The sequence below is a fragment of the Actinomadura sp. 21ATH genome (assembly GCF_041951345.1).
GTDB lineage: Bacteria > Actinomycetota > Actinomycetes > Streptosporangiales > Streptosporangiaceae > Spirillospora.
Window position 1 is genome coordinate 554361 of sequence record NZ_JBGNUR010000002.1, and the last position, 16067, is coordinate 570427.

11 protein-coding genes are annotated in these 16067 nt (G+C 76.2%); 7 read left to right on the forward strand and 4 right to left on the reverse strand.

The features are described 5' to 3' along the window. Positions 1 to 42: 42 nt before the first annotated feature. The 7 genes from ACA361_RS09145 (at position 43) to ACA361_RS09175 (ending at position 9344) form a co-directional block, all read left to right on the forward strand. The gene (locus tag ACA361_RS09145) at positions 43 to 1410 is read left to right on the forward strand and encodes an SDR family NAD(P)-dependent oxidoreductase (RefSeq protein WP_375011389.1); all 1368 of its coding nucleotides are present in this window, start codon (positions 43 to 45) and stop codon (positions 1408 to 1410) included. Continuing rightward, positions 1410 to 2543: a gala protein gene (locus ACA361_RS09150; protein WP_375011390.1), complete on the forward strand. Its 1134-nt coding sequence runs from the start codon at positions 1410 to 1412 to the stop codon at positions 2541 to 2543. The genes ACA361_RS09145 and ACA361_RS09150 overlap by 1 nt, the downstream gene beginning before the upstream one ends. Then, positions 2540 to 4195 (forward strand): ankyrin repeat domain-containing protein, encoded by a 1656-nt coding sequence (locus ACA361_RS09155; RefSeq protein ID WP_375011391.1) that lies wholly within the window; start codon positions 2540 to 2542, stop codon positions 4193 to 4195. The genes ACA361_RS09150 and ACA361_RS09155 overlap by 4 nt, the downstream gene beginning before the upstream one ends. A 65-nt stretch (positions 4196 to 4260) precedes the next feature. Continuing rightward, a complete protein-coding gene (locus ACA361_RS09160; RefSeq protein WP_375011392.1) occupies positions 4261 to 5949 on the forward strand; it encodes an ankyrin repeat domain-containing protein in 1689 nt (562 codons plus the stop codon). Between the two features lie 31 nt (positions 5950 to 5980). Then, entirely contained in the window at positions 5981 to 7171 is a 1191-nt protein-coding gene (locus ACA361_RS09165; protein WP_375011393.1) for an AAA family ATPase, read from the forward strand. Between the two features lie 2 nt (positions 7172 to 7173). Continuing rightward, positions 7174 to 8367: a VWA-like domain-containing protein gene (locus ACA361_RS09170; protein WP_375011394.1), complete on the forward strand. Its 1194-nt coding sequence runs from the start codon at positions 7174 to 7176 to the stop codon at positions 8365 to 8367. Between the two features lie 20 nt (positions 8368 to 8387). Then, entirely contained in the window at positions 8388 to 9344 is a 957-nt protein-coding gene (locus ACA361_RS09175; protein ID WP_375011395.1) for an MBL fold metallo-hydrolase, read from the forward strand. A 27-nt stretch (positions 9345 to 9371) separates the two neighbouring features. Here the strand turns inward: ACA361_RS09175 and ACA361_RS09180 are convergent, their stop codons facing one another. Genes ACA361_RS09180 through ACA361_RS09195 form a run of 4 tightly spaced genes read right to left on the reverse strand, consistent with a single transcriptional unit; the run spans position 9372 to position 16034 of the window. Further along, entirely contained in the window at positions 9372 to 11390 is a 2019-nt protein-coding gene (locus ACA361_RS09180) for a hypothetical protein (RefSeq protein ID WP_375011396.1), read from the reverse strand. Further along, positions 11387 to 12568 (reverse strand): VWA domain-containing protein, encoded by a 1182-nt coding sequence (locus ACA361_RS09185; protein ID WP_375011397.1) that lies wholly within the window; start codon positions 12566 to 12568, stop codon positions 11387 to 11389. The genes ACA361_RS09180 and ACA361_RS09185 overlap by 4 nt, the downstream gene beginning before the upstream one ends. Further along, complete coding sequence (locus ACA361_RS09190) at positions 12565 to 14919, reverse strand: DUF5682 family protein (RefSeq protein ID WP_375011398.1); 2355 nt, start codon at positions 14917 to 14919, stop codon at positions 12565 to 12567. The genes ACA361_RS09185 and ACA361_RS09190 overlap by 4 nt, the downstream gene beginning before the upstream one ends. Then, positions 14919 to 16034 (reverse strand): AAA family ATPase, encoded by a 1116-nt coding sequence (locus ACA361_RS09195; RefSeq protein ID WP_375011399.1) that lies wholly within the window; start codon positions 16032 to 16034, stop codon positions 14919 to 14921. The genes ACA361_RS09190 and ACA361_RS09195 overlap by 1 nt, the downstream gene beginning before the upstream one ends. Positions 16035 to 16067 lie beyond the last annotated feature (33 nt).

Here is a 16067-nt window from a genome sequence, read left to right on the forward strand (position 1 = left end):
GACGGACCCTCTGGACAGGTCGCAGGAAGTGTGGGAGCCCCGATGACGCCGGTCGACGCCGACATCGAGGCATGCCTGCGGGTGCTCGCGTGGGCGCGTACCGCCGCCCCCGACGACGCGCGCTGGCGCGAGGTCAGCGAGGCCGCGACGCTCGTCCACCAGGCGACCAAGAAGGCCCGCAAGCTCGAGCGGCGCGCCGAGCGGCGGCGCCACGACCGCGAGCTCACGGCGGAGACGGCCCGGTTCCGCGACCAGGACCCCGCGCCCGCGCCGGAGTCCGCGCCCGCGCTTCCCGCGCCGGAGCCCGCGCCGGGGCGGCTGCTCAACGAGCGGCGCTGCTACATCTGCAAGGACCTCTACCGCGAGATCCACTCCGAGTACCACATGCTGTGCCCGCCGTGCGCGGCGGAGAACCTCGCCCGCCGGCACGCGCGCTGCGACCTGGCCGGGCGGCGGGCGATCGTCACCGGCGGCCGGGTGAAGATCGGCTTCCAGGTGGCGCTGAAGCTGCTGCGCGACGGCGCCGAGGTCATGGTCACCACCCGGTTCCCGCGCGACGCCGCCCGCCGGTTCGCCGAGGTCCCCGACGCGGCGGACTGGCTCGGCCGGCTCCATGTGCACGGCGTCGACCTGCTCGACCTGCCGGGCGTGGCCGGGCTGCTGCGCACCGCCCACGAGCGGTTCGACCATCTCGACATCCTGATCAACAACGCGGCGCAGACGATCCGGCGGCCCGCCGCGTACCACCGCGAGGTGCGCGCGGCCGAGAAGGCGGCGCTGACGGGCCGGGCCGCCCGGATCGAGGTGACCGAGCACCGGGCCGGCGACCTGCTGCCCGCGCTCGCCGGCGCGGAGCCGGCGGCCGTCGAGGCGGTGTTCCCCGCGGGCCGCACCGACGAGACCGGCCAGCCGCTCGACCTGCGCGACCGCAACAGCTGGAGCCTGCGGCTGCACGAGGTGGACCCCGGCGAGTGGCTGGAGGTCCAGATGGTGAACGCGTTCGCGCCGTTCCTGCTGACCTCCCGGCTGCGCGGGCTGCTGGAGGCGTCCCCCTGGCCGGACCGCTACGTCGTGCAGGTCTCGGCGATGGAGGGCAGCTTCTCCCGCCGGGGCAAGACCGTGCGGCACCCGCACACCAACATGGCCAAGGCGTCGCTCAACATGATGACCCGCACGTCGGCCGCCGACTACGCGGCCGCCGGCATCCACATGACCAGCGTGGACACCGGGTGGATCACCGACGAGCGGGCGCATCCGGCCAAGCTGGCGCAGCGCGAGGCGGGCTTCCGGCCGCCGCTGGACGTCATCGACGGCGCCGCCCGGGTGTACGACCCGGTGGTGCGCGGCGTCGCGGACGGCGAGCGGCTGTCCGGGCTGTTCCTGAAGGACTACCGACCGGTGGAGTGGTGATGGCAGAACCGACGCCCGTACGCTGCCCGGCGATCGAGCACCCCGACGTGCCGGCCGCCGACCCGACCGGGCTCGACCCGCTGCTGGCCCGGCTGGCCGCGCCCGCCGGGGTCGAGGCGGACGAGACGTTCCCGCTCGGGACGCTCCGCGCCGACGGCCGGGTCGACCTGTGCAAGCAGGGCCTCGGCGCGCCCGGCGCGGCCCGGCTGCTGCCCGCCGCCGCCGCGTCCCCGCACGCCGTGCACGTGCTGCTCGGCACCAACGCCATCGGCGACGAGGGTGCCCGCTCGGTCGCGGCCGCGCTGGAGCCCGGCCACGGCCTGGAGACCGTCTACCTGGGCTGCAACCGCATCGGCCCGGACGGCGCCGCGGCGCTCGCCGACCGCCTCGCCGGCGACGGCACCGTCCGCGCGGTGTGGCTCAAGCGCAACCCGGTCGGCGACGCGGGCGCGCGGGCCATGGCCGGCATGCTGCGCCGCAACTCCTCCGTCCGCACGCTCGACCTGGTCAACACCGGTGTCACGAGCGAGGGCCTGCGCGCCCTGCTGGACGCCCTGCTCGACCGGCCGGTGCCGCTGGAGCGGCTGTTCCTCGGCGGCAACGGCCTGAGCGCCGGCGAGGCGGACCTGCTGGCGGCGCTGATCCGCGACGGCGGCGTCCGCGAGCTGTTCATGTCGGCCAACCACCTGGGCGACGAGGGCGCCGCCGTGCTGGCCGCGGCCACGGACCCGGCCCGGCCCGTCCGGCTCGGGCTCGGCGGCAACGGCATCGGCCCGGCCGGGGCCCGCGCGCTGGCCGGCGCCCTCGGCGGCATCGAGTCGCTCGACCTGGGCCGCCCGCCGTCCGAGCGCGCGCTGGGCGCCCCGCCCAACGCCACCGGCGACGAGGGCGCCGCCGCGCTCGCCGCCGCGCTGCCGGGCAGCCCGCTGCGCCGCCTCGAACTGCGCCGTACCGGCATCACCGGCCGCGGCGCCAAGACGCTGCTGTCGCACGTCCCCGCGGACACCCGGCTGGAGTACGTGGGCCTCGGCCCGGGCGTCCCGCGCAAGGTCAAGCGGGCCTTCGCCCCGCGGCTGCGCCCGGCCGGCCGCACCCACCCCGACCTGCAGGCCATCGGCAGCGTCTACCGGTGAGCGGGAACGCCCGGGGGGAGCTGGCGGACTGGCGGCGGGTCCGCCGGTACGCGGTGCCGCGCTGGATGATCGAGCAGGCGGCCGAGCGCCGGCTGGCCGGCGACTGGGCGGGCGCCTGCGCGGCGGCCCGGGTCCGCGTCGCCCTCGACCTGCCGTCCATCGCCCGCGAGCACGGCGCCGAGGTCGCGGCGGCCGTCGAGGACGACCTGCGCCACCTGGTCCCCGACCTGGTGCGCTGGCACCTGCCCCGGTACGGCCACGGCCGCAGCACGGCCGCCGTGCACAACGCGCTGGTGCTGGCCGAGCACGGCGGCGTGCCGCTGCACGTCCTCACCCCCACGATGGCCGACGGGCCGCAGCACCTGACGCTGCGGTTCCAGCCCGTACGCGACGGCGAGGAGAGCCTCACGCAGGAGGTCGACTGGACGCGCCTCCGGCACCTGTGGGACGTCCGGCACACCGCCGAGCTGCTCGCACGCTGCGGCGGCACGGACCGCGCCCCGTTCTTCCGCCCCGACGGCACGCCGCTCGCCGAGGCGGAACTCGGCCGGACCGACGACGAGCCCGGCCGCTTCGAGCGCGCCACCCTGCTGCTCGACCGGGGCGAGCCGGAGGCGGCGTTCGAGGCGGCGGGCCTCGAGCTGGACCTGACGCCGCCCGACGTGCCGAGCTTCTACAACGCCGAGCCGCGCGCCATCCTGTCGGGGCTGCCGCTCGCGCTGACGCGGATCGTGGAGGAGGCCCGGCGGATCGGCGGCGACCGGTTCCAGGTCTCCAGCACGTGGCGGTGCGTCACCCTGTTCGAGTTCGGCGACCGCCCGCGCGCGCGGGTCGTGGAGACGAACAAGGCGAAGGGCGCCGTCCCGCTCCCCCAGAGCGTCTGGCGCCGTCCCCCCGACCTCGACCTCCTCCGCACCGGGGCGCTCGGCCCGGACGACCTGCACCCGCTCGTCCGGTCCGCGCTCTTCCCCGCGTACCCGGACCCCGGCCGCCCCGCCGGCCCGCCCGCCGAGCCCGCGGCGCCCGAGCCCGTCCGGGTGCGCTGCAAGGGCGGCGAATGGCACGAGGTCGTCGTGCGCGACGGCGACCTGCGCATCCCGCACACCGACGAGGAGCGCGAGCGCGAGCAGGCGCTCGAGGCGCTCGGCGGCAAGGTGACCGGCTGCTTCGCCGTCCACACGGCCTGGCGCACGTCCACCGGCCGCCTGCCGCGCCGGCTGCGCGAGCAGCGGCAGGAGCTGTTCCTGCACCTCCAGCACGGCGACACCCCCGCCGTCCTGCGGCTGCTGAACGCCGGCGCCGCCGTCCGCTCGCTCGACGGCCGCAAGCGCACCCTGCTGCACCATCTCCACCTCGTCGACCACGAGGAGCTGCTCCCCCGCCTGCTGAAGGCCGGCCTCGACCTGGAGGCCCGCGACCAGGGCGGCCGCACGCCGCTGCACATGGCCGTCGGCGACCACGGCTCCCCGGAGCTGGTCCGCGCGCTGGTGGACGCGGGCGCGCGGCTCGACGTGGTGGACGACATGGAGTTCGGCCTGATCGACCTGATCCGCCGCTGGAAGCGCACCGACCTGGCCTGGCTGAAGGACCGCCTCGAAGCCGAGCATCCCGACGTCGGCGGCGGCTACTGGTCCTACGACGAGGACTACTGATCGGCACCGGCGACGCGTACCTGGCCGCGTGGCGGCGCATCCGCCGCCACGCCGTACCGCGCTGGATGATCGAGCGGGCCACCGCGCACCGCCTGGACGGCGACTGGCGCGCCGCGTGCGCCGCCGCGGACGTCGACGTCGCGTTCACCCTCGGCGGGATCGCCCGCGACCACGGCACCGCCACGGCCGGCGCGGTCGCCGAGGACCTGCGCCATCTGGTCCCCGACCTGCTGCGCTGGCACCTCCCCAGGGCGGGCCACGGCCGCACGACCATCGCCACCCACCGGGTGGTCCTGCTCGCGGACTACTACGAGCCGGGGGCCATGGACGTCACGGACGTCTACTGCGGGTGCGAGTGCCACCTGCTGTACGTCGAGACGCCCACGCTGCTGGACGGCCCGCAGCGGCTGCGGCTGGGCTTCGGGAGACCGCGCCGGGCCGCCGCCAACCGCCCCCTCCGGACCGACTACTGGCTGCGGCCGCGGTACCTGTGGGATTCCCGCCGCTCCCACGAGCTGCTGACGTACAGCGGGGGCGGCGAGCGCGCCCCTTTCCTCCACCGCGACGGCACCCTCCTCGGCGAGCGGGAGCTGCCCCGCCGCGCCCCCGGCCCGGACGATCCCGTGGCGCACGCCGAGTGGGTGACCGGGCTCATGGACGCGGGACACGTCGAGGCGGCGCTCGACAGCGCCGGCATCGACGTCGACGCGAGCGTGGACGCGTCCCCGTCCCTGGCGGCGCTGGCGCGGGTCCCGCTCGCGCCCACCCGTGTCCTCGGCGGGCTCCCGGAGCGGTGGCCGGTCTACGGCCTTCGCCGCGAGGAGACCGAATGGGAGCTGGTCGCGCCGGGCCCCCGAACGCCCGGCCTGGTCCTGCGCCGGGGCGACCGGCGGAGACCGTACGGGGCCGGGCTCGTGCTCCACGCGGCCGGCGGCGGGCGGCGCGCTCCCGCGCTCCCGCACGGCTGCCTCCGGCTGCCCGACCTCGACCTGCTGCGGGCGGGCATGATCACGCCGGAGGAGCTGCATCCGCTCGTGCGGTCGGCGCTGTTCCCCGAACGCCCGCCCGCGTCCGGCCCGGTAGGGCCGCCTGAGCCCGCCCCGCCGGCGGCCGTGCGCGTCCGCTGCCGGGGCGAGTGGCACGAGGTGCGCCCGGACCGCGAAGGGCTGCTGACGCCGCACGGCCGCGGCGAGCGCGACCGGGAACGCGCGCTGGCCGCGCTCAGCGGCCCGGTGGCGGGATGCTTCGCCGCCGAGCGGGCGTGGAACCTGGGCGCGGGCCGGATCCCCCGGGGGCTGCGCGAGCAGCGGGAGGAGTTGTTCCTGCGCGTCCAGCACGGTGACACGCCGGGCGTGTTGCGGCTCCTGGACGAGGGCGCCGACGCGCACGTCCGCGACGGGCGCAAGCGCACGCTGCTGCACCACCTCCACAAGGTCGACCACCGGGAGCTGCTCCCGCGGCTCCTCATGGCCGGGCTCGACCTGGAGGCGCGCGACCACCACGAGCGCACTCCGCTGCACATGGCGGTCGGCGAGCACGGCTCCGAGGAACTCGTTCGCGCGCTGCTGGCCGCCGGTGCCAGGATCGACGTGCTGGACCACCGGGACCTGGGGCTGCGGAACCTGATCAGGCGCCGCAACATGGTCCGCAGGAGCGGCCGCCCCGAGCTGATGTTCCTGGCCGAGCGGGTCACGCGCGAGTTCCCGGACCTGCAGGAGTCGATCCGCTTCGACAACTACGGCCGGATGTACTGAACGACCCGAGACGAGGGGGAAGGAACGAGCGTTGGACGGGTACTCCTCTGGTCCGCTGGCGGCGGCCGACGAGCTGAACGCGCGGGTGCGCGCGTGGCGGAGCGAGCCGGCGGAGAGCGCGCAGCACGACGCGCTGGCGCTCGCGGTGACCGCCAACCTGCCGGTGCTGCTGTGGGGCGAGCCGGGCATCGGCAAGTCCGCGGGCATGGAGCAGCTGGCGGCCGGGCTGGACCTGCCGCTGGAGACGGTGATCGCCAGCGTGCACGAGCCGTCCGACTTCGCCGGGCTGCCGATCATCGGGGACGATCCGGCGACGACGGGGGTGCCGATGGCGCCCCCGGACTGGGCGGTGCGGCTCGCGGCCGCCGGGCGCGGCATGGTGTTCTTCGACGAGCTGTCGTCCGCGCCGCCGGCGGTGCAGGCGGCCCTGCTGCGGGTGGTGCTGGAGCGCCGGGTGGGCAGCCTGACGCTGCCGGAGCCGGTACGGATCGTCGCGGCGGCCAACCCGCCGTCGAGCGCGGCCGACGGCTGGCATCTGAGCCCGCCGCTGGCCAACCGGTTCGTCCACCTGCACTGGACGCACGAGCCGCGCACGGTCGCGCGCGGCATGGCGGGCACCTGGCCGTCGGTGCGGATCCCGCTGGTCGATCCGGGCCGGGTGCCGGGCGCCGTCGCACGGGCGCGCGGCGCGGTCTCCGGGTTCCTGACCGCGCGGCCCGGCCTGGCGCACCACCTGCCCGCCGACGCCGAGGGCCGGGGCGGGGCGTGGCCGTCGCCGCGGACCTGGGAGATGGCGCTGCGGCTGCTGGCCACCGGGTACGCCACGGACGCGGGCCGGGAGGGGCTGGCGGCGGCGGTGGTCGGGGCGATCGGGGACGGCCCGGGCATCGAGCTGCTGGCGTACCTGGAGGAGCTGGACCTGCCCGACCCGGACCGGGTGCTGGCCGACCCGGACGCGTTCACCCTGCCCGAGCGCGGTGACCGGCAGCTGGCGTTCCTGACCGCGATCGTGTCGGCCGTCCAGGGGAACCTGAGCCGCAAGCGCTGGGAGGCGGGCTGGGCGGTGCTGGCCAAGGCCGTGGACGCGGGCGTCCCGGACGTGGCGGCGCGGGCCGCGGTCGACCTGGCGGCGCTGCGCGACACCGACTGGCCCGTACCGGCCGGGATCGACGGGTTCATCGACATCCTGCGGCTGTCCGGGGCCATGCCCGGCGGGAGCTGACGGTGGTACGGCTCGACCGGGACAAGCTGCTGGCGGCGCGCTACCGGGCCGCGTCCGAGCGGCCCTACCTGGCGTCGGCGCTGTACTCGCTGACCGTGGTGCCCTCCGAGGGGGTGCCGACGATGGGCGTGGACCGGCACTGGCGCTGCTACGTCTCGCCCGCGTTCGTGGAGGCGACGCCCGTACCGGAGCTGGCGGGGGTGTGGATCCACGAGGTGGCGCACCTGCTCCGCGACCACCACGGGCGGGCCGGGCGGCTGCCGGCCGCCGACCAGCGCGACCACGCGCGGATCAACATCGCGCAGGACTGCGAGATCAACGACGATCTGCTCGCCGACGGGCTGCCGCTGCCGGCCGGGCGGATGGAGCCCGGCGTGTTCGGGCTGGACAAGGGGCTGCTGTTCGAGGCGTACCTGCCGCACATCCCGCCGCAGCCGCACCTGAACTGCGGGTCGGGAGCGCACGGCGGGGCGGCGCCGTGGGAGTCGGACGCGCCGGGGCGGCCCAAGGTGAGCCCGGTGGAGGCGCAGGCGATCCGGCGCGCCACCGCCGAGGCGATCCGGGCGCGGACGCGGTCCCGCGGCACCGTCCCGGGAGGCTGGCAGCGGTGGGCCGAGGAGATCCTGGAACCGACCGTCGACTGGCGCCGGGTGCTGGCCGGCGCGGTGCGCGAGGCGGTCGCGTGGGCGGGCGGCGCGGTCGACTACACCTACCGGCGGCCGTCGCGGCGGACGGCGGCGATGCGCGGCGTGGTGCTGCCGACGCTGCAGCGGCCGCTGCCGCGCGTCGCGATCATCGTCGACACCTCGGGGTCGATGAGCCCGGACGACCTGGCCGCCGCGATGGCCGAGGTCACCGGCGTGCTGCGGGAGGTGGGCGTGCGCGGCAACCGGGTCGCCGTGCTGGCGTGCGACGCCGACGTGGCGGCGGTGTCGCGGGTGACGTCGGCCGACCAGGTGACGCTGGCCGGCGGCGGCGGCACGGACATGCGCGTGGGCATCAGGGCCGCGCTCGAGTCGCGCGACAAGCCCAACGTCATCATCGTCCTCACCGACGGTTTCACGCCGTGGCCGGAGGAGCCGTCCAGCGCCCGCCTGATCGCCGCGCTCGTCGGCGCCGGCGCGCCCGATCCGCCCGGCTGGGTGGAGACCGTACGGCTCGGCGATTCCGCGGGATACTCGGCACCACGTTCCTGAGCCGGAGGGAAGGCGCCGCCATGAGCAGCACGGGGCACGAAAGCACGGGACACGAGATCACCACGCCCGGACGGCCCCGGCTGGAGGAGGTCGCCGACGGCGTCTTCGCCTACCTGCAGCCGGACGGCACCTGGTGGATCAACAACACCGGCTTCCTGGCCGGGTCCCGCGGCGTGATCAGCGTCGACTCCTGCTCCACCGAACGGCGCACCCGGGCGTACCTGGAGGCCGTCCGGTCGGTGACGGACCGGCCCGTGCGGACGCTGATCAACACCCACCACCACGGCGACCACACGTTCGGGAACCACCTGTTCGGCGGCGCCACGATCGTGGCGCACGAGCGGACCCGGGAGAGCGTCCTCGCCTGGGGCGCGCCGGTGGCCGCGCCGGTCTGGACCGACGTCGACTGGGGCGAGTTCACGCTGGAGCCGCCGTTCCTGACCTACACCGAGGGCGTCACCGTGTGGGCCGACGACCTGCGGTGCGAGGTGCGGCACGTCGGCACCCCGGCGCACACCACCAACGACTCGATCGTGTGGATCCCGGAGAAGAGCGTGCTGTTCTGCGGCGACCTGCTGTTCAACGGCGGCACGCCGTTCCTGCTCCAGGGGTCCGTGGCGGGGGCCATCACGGTGCTGGAGGAGGTCGTCGCGCCGCTGGGCGCCGGGACGATCGTCCCGGGCCACGGCCCGGTGGCCGGGCCCGAGCTGATCGACCGCGTGCTCGGCTACCTGCGGTTCGTGCAGGCGACGGCGAAGGAGGGCAGGGAGGCGGGGCTGTCCCCGCTGGACGCGGCGCGCGAGACCGATCTCGGCCCGTACGCGGAGCTGACCGATCCCGAGCGCCTCGTCGGCAACCTGCACCGCGCGTACTCCGAGCTGGACGGCGCGCCGCCGGGCGCCGAGATGGACACGCTCACCGCGCTGTCCGACATGATCACCTACAACGGCGGCCGCCCGCTGACCTGCCGCGCCTGACCCGCGGCCTCTCGGGCGGCCCGGCGGTCATCTCAGGTCGGCCGCCGTGATGAGGTGGATCTGCGCGTCCGCCCACGTCACGGTCATCCGGTGCGGGTCGTCGCCCTCCAGCGCCCCCGCGAAGGCGCGCAGCAGGCCCGCCGCCGCGGCCATGCCGATCCCCGCCAGCCGGTCGGCGGTCCGGCCGACGCGGGCGCGGGTGCCGTTCGGGAGATGCCGGAAGCCGCGGTGCGCGGCGTCCGCGCACACCTCCAGCGCCGCCGACAGCGCCTCGCTCAGCGCGTCCCCGGCCCGGCCGGCCGGCGCGTCGAGCGCGCCGCCGCCGTCGCCCGGGGCCAGGTCAGGGACCACGAGCCCCTCGGTGGTCAGCACCCCGATCGGGTCCACGACCAGCGCGCCCCGCGAGCGCCGTACCGGCCCGCTGACGTAGAGGGGCGCGCCGCGGTCGCCCGCGAGCGCCCCGGCCAGCTCGTCGAGGGCTCCGGGCCGGTACGGCGAGTACGCCGAGGAGATCCGGCCGGAGACGCCATCGGCGTCGGTGAACGTGGCGGTGAGCCGCTGGTCCCCCGGGCTGTAGCCGATGCCGCCGACCTTGGCGATCTCGACGACCCGGACCGACTCCGCCTCCACCCGCGGCCGGATGAGGCGCGGCGGCAGCGCGTCCAGCTCCCGTTCCAGCGTGCGCAGGTCGCGGGCCAGCAGCGTGGCGGGCAGGTCGCCCCAGGCGCCGCCGACCGGCGTGACCGTCGTCTTGGACACCCGGCCGGTGCCGAGCCGCACGACGCGGCTGGGGCTGCGGGTCGCGTTCTCGGAGACGACGTTCGCCGCGGCCAGCGAGCGCAGCGCCGCGCCCGCGATCCGGCGCGGCGCGAGGTCGTGGCCGGTGAGGCGCTGCTCCTCGGTCGCCTCCCAGCGCCGCTTCAGCACCAGCACGATGCCGCTGGCGGCGTGCGCGAGGAAGACGTCCGCGGTGCGCTCGCCATCGTCGCCGCCGACGCGGCAGCCGAGGGCGGTGAGCCGGACGCGGCGCAGCGGCGTCTCGGCGGTCTCGTTGGTGCCGAGCACCTGCGAGCGCGGGCTGCCGCTCCCGTTCCCGGCGGACGCGTGCAGCGCCGACCGGTGCCGGGCGTGCAGCTCGGCCAGCAGCGCGGCCAGCCGCCGCGGCTCGTGGCCGGCGGCGCGGTCGCGGTAGGCGGCCAGCTGCCCGGCGATGTCGTCGAGCGTGGCGGCGGGCCAGTGCAGGTTCCCGGCGGTCAGCTCGCGGGACGCCCGGTGCAGCGCGGTGCTCAGGACCGGGCCCGCGTGCATCGCGCCGTCCAGCAGGATCTGGTTCGCCAGGTCGAGAGCCCCCTCCAGGCCGGAGCCGCCGCCGCCCTTGGCCCTGCCGCCGACGTCGACGCGGACGTTCTCGCCGGTGAGGCCCTGCTCGTCGGCCGCGCGGAACGCCCACACGGCCAGCGCGATGACCTCGCCGCGCATGGCGGCGACCGCGTCGGTGTGCACGTACCCGAACTCGTCCGGCACCAGGAACCGCACGGTGCAGGTCGGCAGCTCGACGGACGCGACCGGGTCGGCGGGCGAGGGCCGGTGGACGCGCGCCGCGTACCCCGACCTGAACGTGCGGCGCGCGGCCGTGAGCGCGCGCTCCCCCAGGACGCGGGCCAGCGCCTCGTCGTCGTAGGCGCCCGGGGACCAGTCCTTGTACGGGGGCGCCTCCGGGGCGGCCTCCGTCTCGGCCGGCCCCTCCCCCGCGGCGTCCTCGCCGGACCCGGCCGCCCGCCGCTGGTAGGCGAGCACGAGGCCGATCTGGTGGCGGCACACGCCGGTGGCCGCGCAGGTGCAGGTGGCCCCCTCCAGCCCGCCGCCGCCCGGAAGCGTCGTCGCCACGCCGTCGGCGAACGCGCCGGTCACGGTGCCGTCGTCCATGACCGCGACCTCGGGGACGTTCCCGGCGTCCAGGTCCTTGGCCGCCCGCTTGACCAGGCCGCGGTTGGCCAGCGACGCCAGCGAGTCGGGGGTGAGGGCCAGCAGGTCGGTACGGGTCATCGGCCGATCCGTTCGGCGACGAACGCGGCCAGCTCGCCCGGCGTCATGGCACCGATATGAGCGCCGACGTCGGCGAGCCGCTGCGCCAGGTCGCGGTCGTAGGAGGGGTTGGCTTCCTCGTCCAGCGCCGCGAGCCCGAGCACGTGGGTGCCCTGCTCGGCCATCCGCTTGACGGTGCGGACCAGCCGGTACGGGTCGCCGCCCTCGTAGAAGTCGGTGACCACGGCGACGATCGAGCGGCGCGGGTTCTCGATCAGCCCGGCGCCGTACTCGACGGCCTGCGCGATGTCGGTGCCGCCGCCGAGCTGCACCTTCATCAGCAGCTCGACCGGGTCGGTGACGTCGGAGGTGAGGTCGACGACGCTGGTGTCGAACGCGATCAGGTGCGTCTTCAGCCCGGGCAGCCCCCACAGGCACGCGGCGGTGACCGCCGAGTGGATCACCGAGCCGAGCATGGAGCCCGACTGGTCGACGATGAGGATCATCTGCCACTGGTCGAGCTGCCGCCGGGTGCGGGACAGGAAGTGCGGCTGCTCGATGTAGAGCTTGCGCTCCTCCGGCCGGTAGTGCCCGAGGTTGGAGCGGATCGTGGTGTGGAAGTCGAAGTTGCGGGCCTGCTTGAACCGGCTGGGCCGGCGCGAGCGGGTGCCGTGGAACGACTTGCGCACCTCGGTCGCCATCTTGCGGATCAGCTCCTCGACGACCTTCTCGACGATCCGCCGGGCCAGCGCCAGCACCTCGGGGTTCATCAGGTGCTTGGTGCGCAGGACGGCGCGCAGCAGCGTCGGGTTCGGCTCGACGCGCTCCAGCACCTTCGGGTCGGTGACGACGTCGTGGATCTCGTACCGCTCGACGGCGTCGCGCTCCAGCCGCTCGATGGTCTCCTTGGGGAACAGCCGGTGCACGGCGTCGAGCCAGTCGACGGTGGTCAGCATCGAGGGGCCGTTGCCCCCGCTCCGCTCCCTGGACCGGTCCGGGTCGCCGTCCCCGCGCCCGCCGCCGGGGCGGTTGCCGCCCTTGCGGACGCCGCGGCGCTCCAGGTCGGAGTCGCGCCCGTACAGCCAGTCGAGCGCCTGGTCCTGCCCGGCCGCGGCACCGCCCAGCCCGCCGCAGGCGCTCTCGGCGGGAGCCCCGAGGACCAGCCGCCAGCGTTCCAGACCCGGATCGGGCTGCGTCATACCGTCTCTTCCTCTCGCTCTTCCCCGCGCACCGGCTCGTCCGCGGGGGCGAGCCCCTCGGCCGCGAGCAGCCGGCCCACCTTCTCCTCCAGGGCGCGCGCCTCGGCGATCGTGACCGGGTCCTGCACCGAGCGCAGCAGCGAGCGGGCCGAGCCCTTGACGCCGCGGCGCTCCAGCAGCCGCTCGGCGATGGCCTCGCGCTCGCGCGGCGGGAAGAACTCGAACGCCTGGCGCAGCGCGGGCAGCGCGACGAGGAAGTCGTCTCCGCCCAGCCCGACGACCAGGTCGTCGAGCACGCCCAGCACGCCGCGCCCGCCCTCCCGCGGCTCCTCGGCGAACACCTCGTCGCGGGCCAGCGCGAACAGCCCGGTCAGCCAGTCGCCGAGGGTGCCGGGCAGCGCCGCGCCGAGCACCGCGCGCTCGGCGTCGGCGGCGGCGCCCAGCGACCAGCCGAGGCCGAACGCGGCGCCGCGCAGGTCCGGCGGCGCCGCGGTGCTGGCGCTGACCCGGGCGGCGACCGCGAGCGCGGCGTCCCGGTCCAGGCCGAGCGGGCCGGCCGCGTGCAGCAGCGCGTCCCGGGTCGCGGCCAGCGCGCGCAGCCGCGGCAGGTCGGCCGGTCCCGGGCCGCCCCGGACGCCCTCCACCAGCCACAGCACCCGCGTCACGCAGCCCTCGACCACCCGGCCGAACAGCGGGCTGCCGGCCGTGCCGAGCAGCCGGTCGTGCCGCCACAGGCCGAGCGTGGTGGCGAGGACGTCGCCGAGCCCGTCCAGCTCCGAGGCGCCCGCGATGGCGGCGGCGATCGTCCCGGCGATCCGGTCCGACAGGTCCGCGCAGCCGCACAGCGCCGCGTCGAACAGCACCACGGCGAGCACGCCGACGTCGTTCCCTGCGTCGGCGACGCGCTCCTCCAGGACGGCCGCGGCGGCGTCCTCCAGCGTGGCGCCGTACGCGCCGGCCTCGATCAGCGCGGGCAGCCGCCGGTCGCCCGGGGTGAGCGTCCACCCCTCGTCCAGGACGGGCTCGGCGCCGGTGGACGGGCCGTGGTCGCGGTCGAAGCCGGGGATCCGCAGCACCCGCAGGCGGTGCAGGACGCGGCTGCGGGTGAGCCCGCGGTCGTCGGCGAGCTTCAGGGTGACGGTGCCGGCGCCGTCCAGCTTCAGGCGTTCCAGCTCCAGCTCGACCTCGTGCACCAGCGGCGGCGCCGGGGTGCCGGGGCGCAGCCGCCCGACCCGGTCGCCGCTGAGCGCCTCGACCATCTCGATCACCGCGGGGTGCGCGCCGGGGTCGAGCGGGCCGCGCGAGGTCCACGGCAGCCGCTGCTCCAGGTCGTCGGAGACGAGCGCGGCGACCAGCCCGTCCAGCAGGTCGGTGCGGACGGGCGCGGCGTGCCCGCGCAGCCGGGCCAGCCCGTCGGTCAGGGTGCGGGCGGCGATCAGGTCGGCCGTCGACACCGGCTGGCGGCGCTCGCGCAGCCGCTTCACCACCAGCTCGGTCAGGCCCGCGGCGGCGGCCTCCGCGCCGCCCTCCCAGAGCCGCTGGTAGTACTCGGGCGACGGCATCCCGGACTGGTAGCCGGTGAACGCGTCCAGGCGCTGGAACGAGTACGGCACCAGGTAGCTGCCGCCGATCGCGCCCTCCGGCGGCGCCGGCACCTCGGGCCGCCGCTCCTCCTCGGGTCCGGTCTCGACGAGGCGGCGGATCGCGGCGCGATGGTAGCCGCCGGTGACGACCACGACCGGCCGGTCCCCCGCCTCGGCGGCGGCCGCGCGGACCCAGCGGGCCATGTACGCCTCGCGCTCGGTGTCGTCCGCGCCGGCCTCGGACTCGCCGCGGACCAGGTCGAAGTACGCGGCGAGCCGCTCCTCCAGCGTGCCGTCGTCGGCCGGCCCCTCGAACATGTGGTCCCAGAGGGTGTCGGAGTTGTCGACGGCGAACGTCTCGCACAGCCGCTCGACGACCGCGGCGTACCGCTGGTCGGCGTCGGCGTACCGGTTGCGCAGGCCCGCGAACGCCGGATGCCAGGCCGGCAGGTCGATGAACCGGACCTCGGCGCCCGCCGCGCGGCCCTCGGTCACCGCGACCCACTCGGGCGAGTACGCGCAGAACGGCGACCATGAGCCGTGCACGCGCTCCCGGTCCCGGTAGTGGCTGTAGATCGCCACCGGCAGGTCGTGGCCGAGGAGCAGCTCGTCCAGCCGGTCGCTGAAGTCGGCCGGCCCCTCGATCAGCACGAACGCGGGGCGCAGCCGGCGGATCGTGCCCCGGACGAGCCGCGCGCAGGCGGGGCTGTGGTGCCGTACCCCGATGTAGGTGATCTCCGCCGTGCGGCGGCCGGTGGCGGCGCCCATCAGCCGGGCAGGACGTGGCGGGCGTCGTGCAGCGCCTTCCACTGCGCGCCCTTGCGGCGCGGCGCCTGCTGCTCCAGGTAGCGGCGGAGCCGGGCGAGGTCGTCGGGGTTGTCCTTGGCGCCGGCGCCCGCCAGGCACTCGACGATGTCGGCCGCGGTGCCCTCCCCGCCGCGCAGGAACCAGCCGCGGATGCCGACCGCGTGCGCGACCGACACCGCCTCGGCGGTGCTCATGACGGTCGACAGCCGGTCCATCGACTGCCCGTTCTCGGTCACGCCGGTGCGCAGCTCGCGGAACGTGGTGACCAGCACCTCCAGGACGTCCCGGCGCGGCGCCACGCCCACCCCGGACTGCTCCAGCAGCCGGGTCGCCTCGCTCTCCACCAGGTCGAGCTCGGTGGCGAAGTCGGCGATCGGGAACACCGTCTCGAAGTTGAACCGGCGCTTGAGCGCGGCGCTCATCTCGTTGACGCCGCGGTCGCGGGTGTTGGCGGTGGCGATGATGTTGAACCCTTCGCGGGCGAACACCATCGCGTCCGGGCCGCTCAGCTCGGGGATGCCGAGCACCCGGTCCGACAGCGGCGACAGCAGCGAGTCCTGGACCTCCAGCGGGCAGCGGGTGATCTCCTCGAACCGCACCACCTTGCCCTCGGCCATCCCGCGCAGCAGCGGCGCGGGCACCAGCGAGCGGTTGGACGGGCCCTCGGAGACCAGCAGCGCGTAGTTCCAGGAGTACTTGATCTGGTCCTCGGTGGTGGCCGCGCCGCCCTGGATCGTCAGCGTCGAGTCGCCGCTGACGGCCGCCGCGATCAGTTCCGACAGCAGCGACTTGGCGGTGCCGGGCTCGCCGACCATCATCAGGCCGCGGCTGGTGGCCAGCGCGACCAGCGCCCGGTCGATCAGCGAGGGGTCGCCGACGAACTTGCGCCGCACGCCGCGTTCGGGGTCGCCCATGATGAAGCGGCGCGCCGCCTCCAGGCTGAGCGCCCAGCCGGGCGGGCGCGGCGCGGTGTCGTCCTCGCGCAGCCGGGCCAGCTCGTCGGCGAACCGCACCTCGGCGGGCGGCCGCTGGAGTCGCTGCTCGCCGGCGGGCTTCTCGGTGGTCTCTGCGGTCATCGTCCCATTCTCCTGGAATCTGGCCAATCGAAG

What these genes read in the sequence shown, in the direction of transcription:
- ACA361_RS09180 (WP_375011396.1), bottom strand. Translation starts at nt 11,390, where the DNA reads ATGACCCGTACCGACCTGCTGGCCCTCACCCCCGACTCGCTGGCGTCG.
- ACA361_RS09190 (WP_375011398.1), bottom strand. Translation starts at nt 14,919, where the DNA reads ATGGGCGCCGCCACCGGCCGCCGCACGGCGGAGATCACCTACATCGGG.
- ACA361_RS09160 (WP_375011392.1), top strand. Translation starts at nt 4,261, where the DNA reads ATGATCGAGCGGGCCACCGCGCACCGCCTGGACGGCGACTGGCGCGCC.
- ACA361_RS09175 (WP_375011395.1), top strand. Translation starts at nt 8,388, where the DNA reads ATGAGCAGCACGGGGCACGAAAGCACGGGACACGAGATCACCACGCCC.
- ACA361_RS09195 (WP_375011399.1), bottom strand. Translation starts at nt 16,034, where the DNA reads ATGACCGCAGAGACCACCGAGAAGCCCGCCGGCGAGCAGCGACTCCAG.
- ACA361_RS09185 (WP_375011397.1), bottom strand. Translation starts at nt 12,568, where the DNA reads ATGACGCAGCCCGATCCGGGTCTGGAACGCTGGCGGCTGGTCCTCGGG.
- ACA361_RS09150 (WP_375011390.1), top strand. Translation starts at nt 1,410, where the DNA reads ATGGCAGAACCGACGCCCGTACGCTGCCCGGCGATCGAGCACCCCGAC.
- ACA361_RS09145 (WP_375011389.1), top strand. Translation starts at nt 43, where the DNA reads ATGACGCCGGTCGACGCCGACATCGAGGCATGCCTGCGGGTGCTCGCG.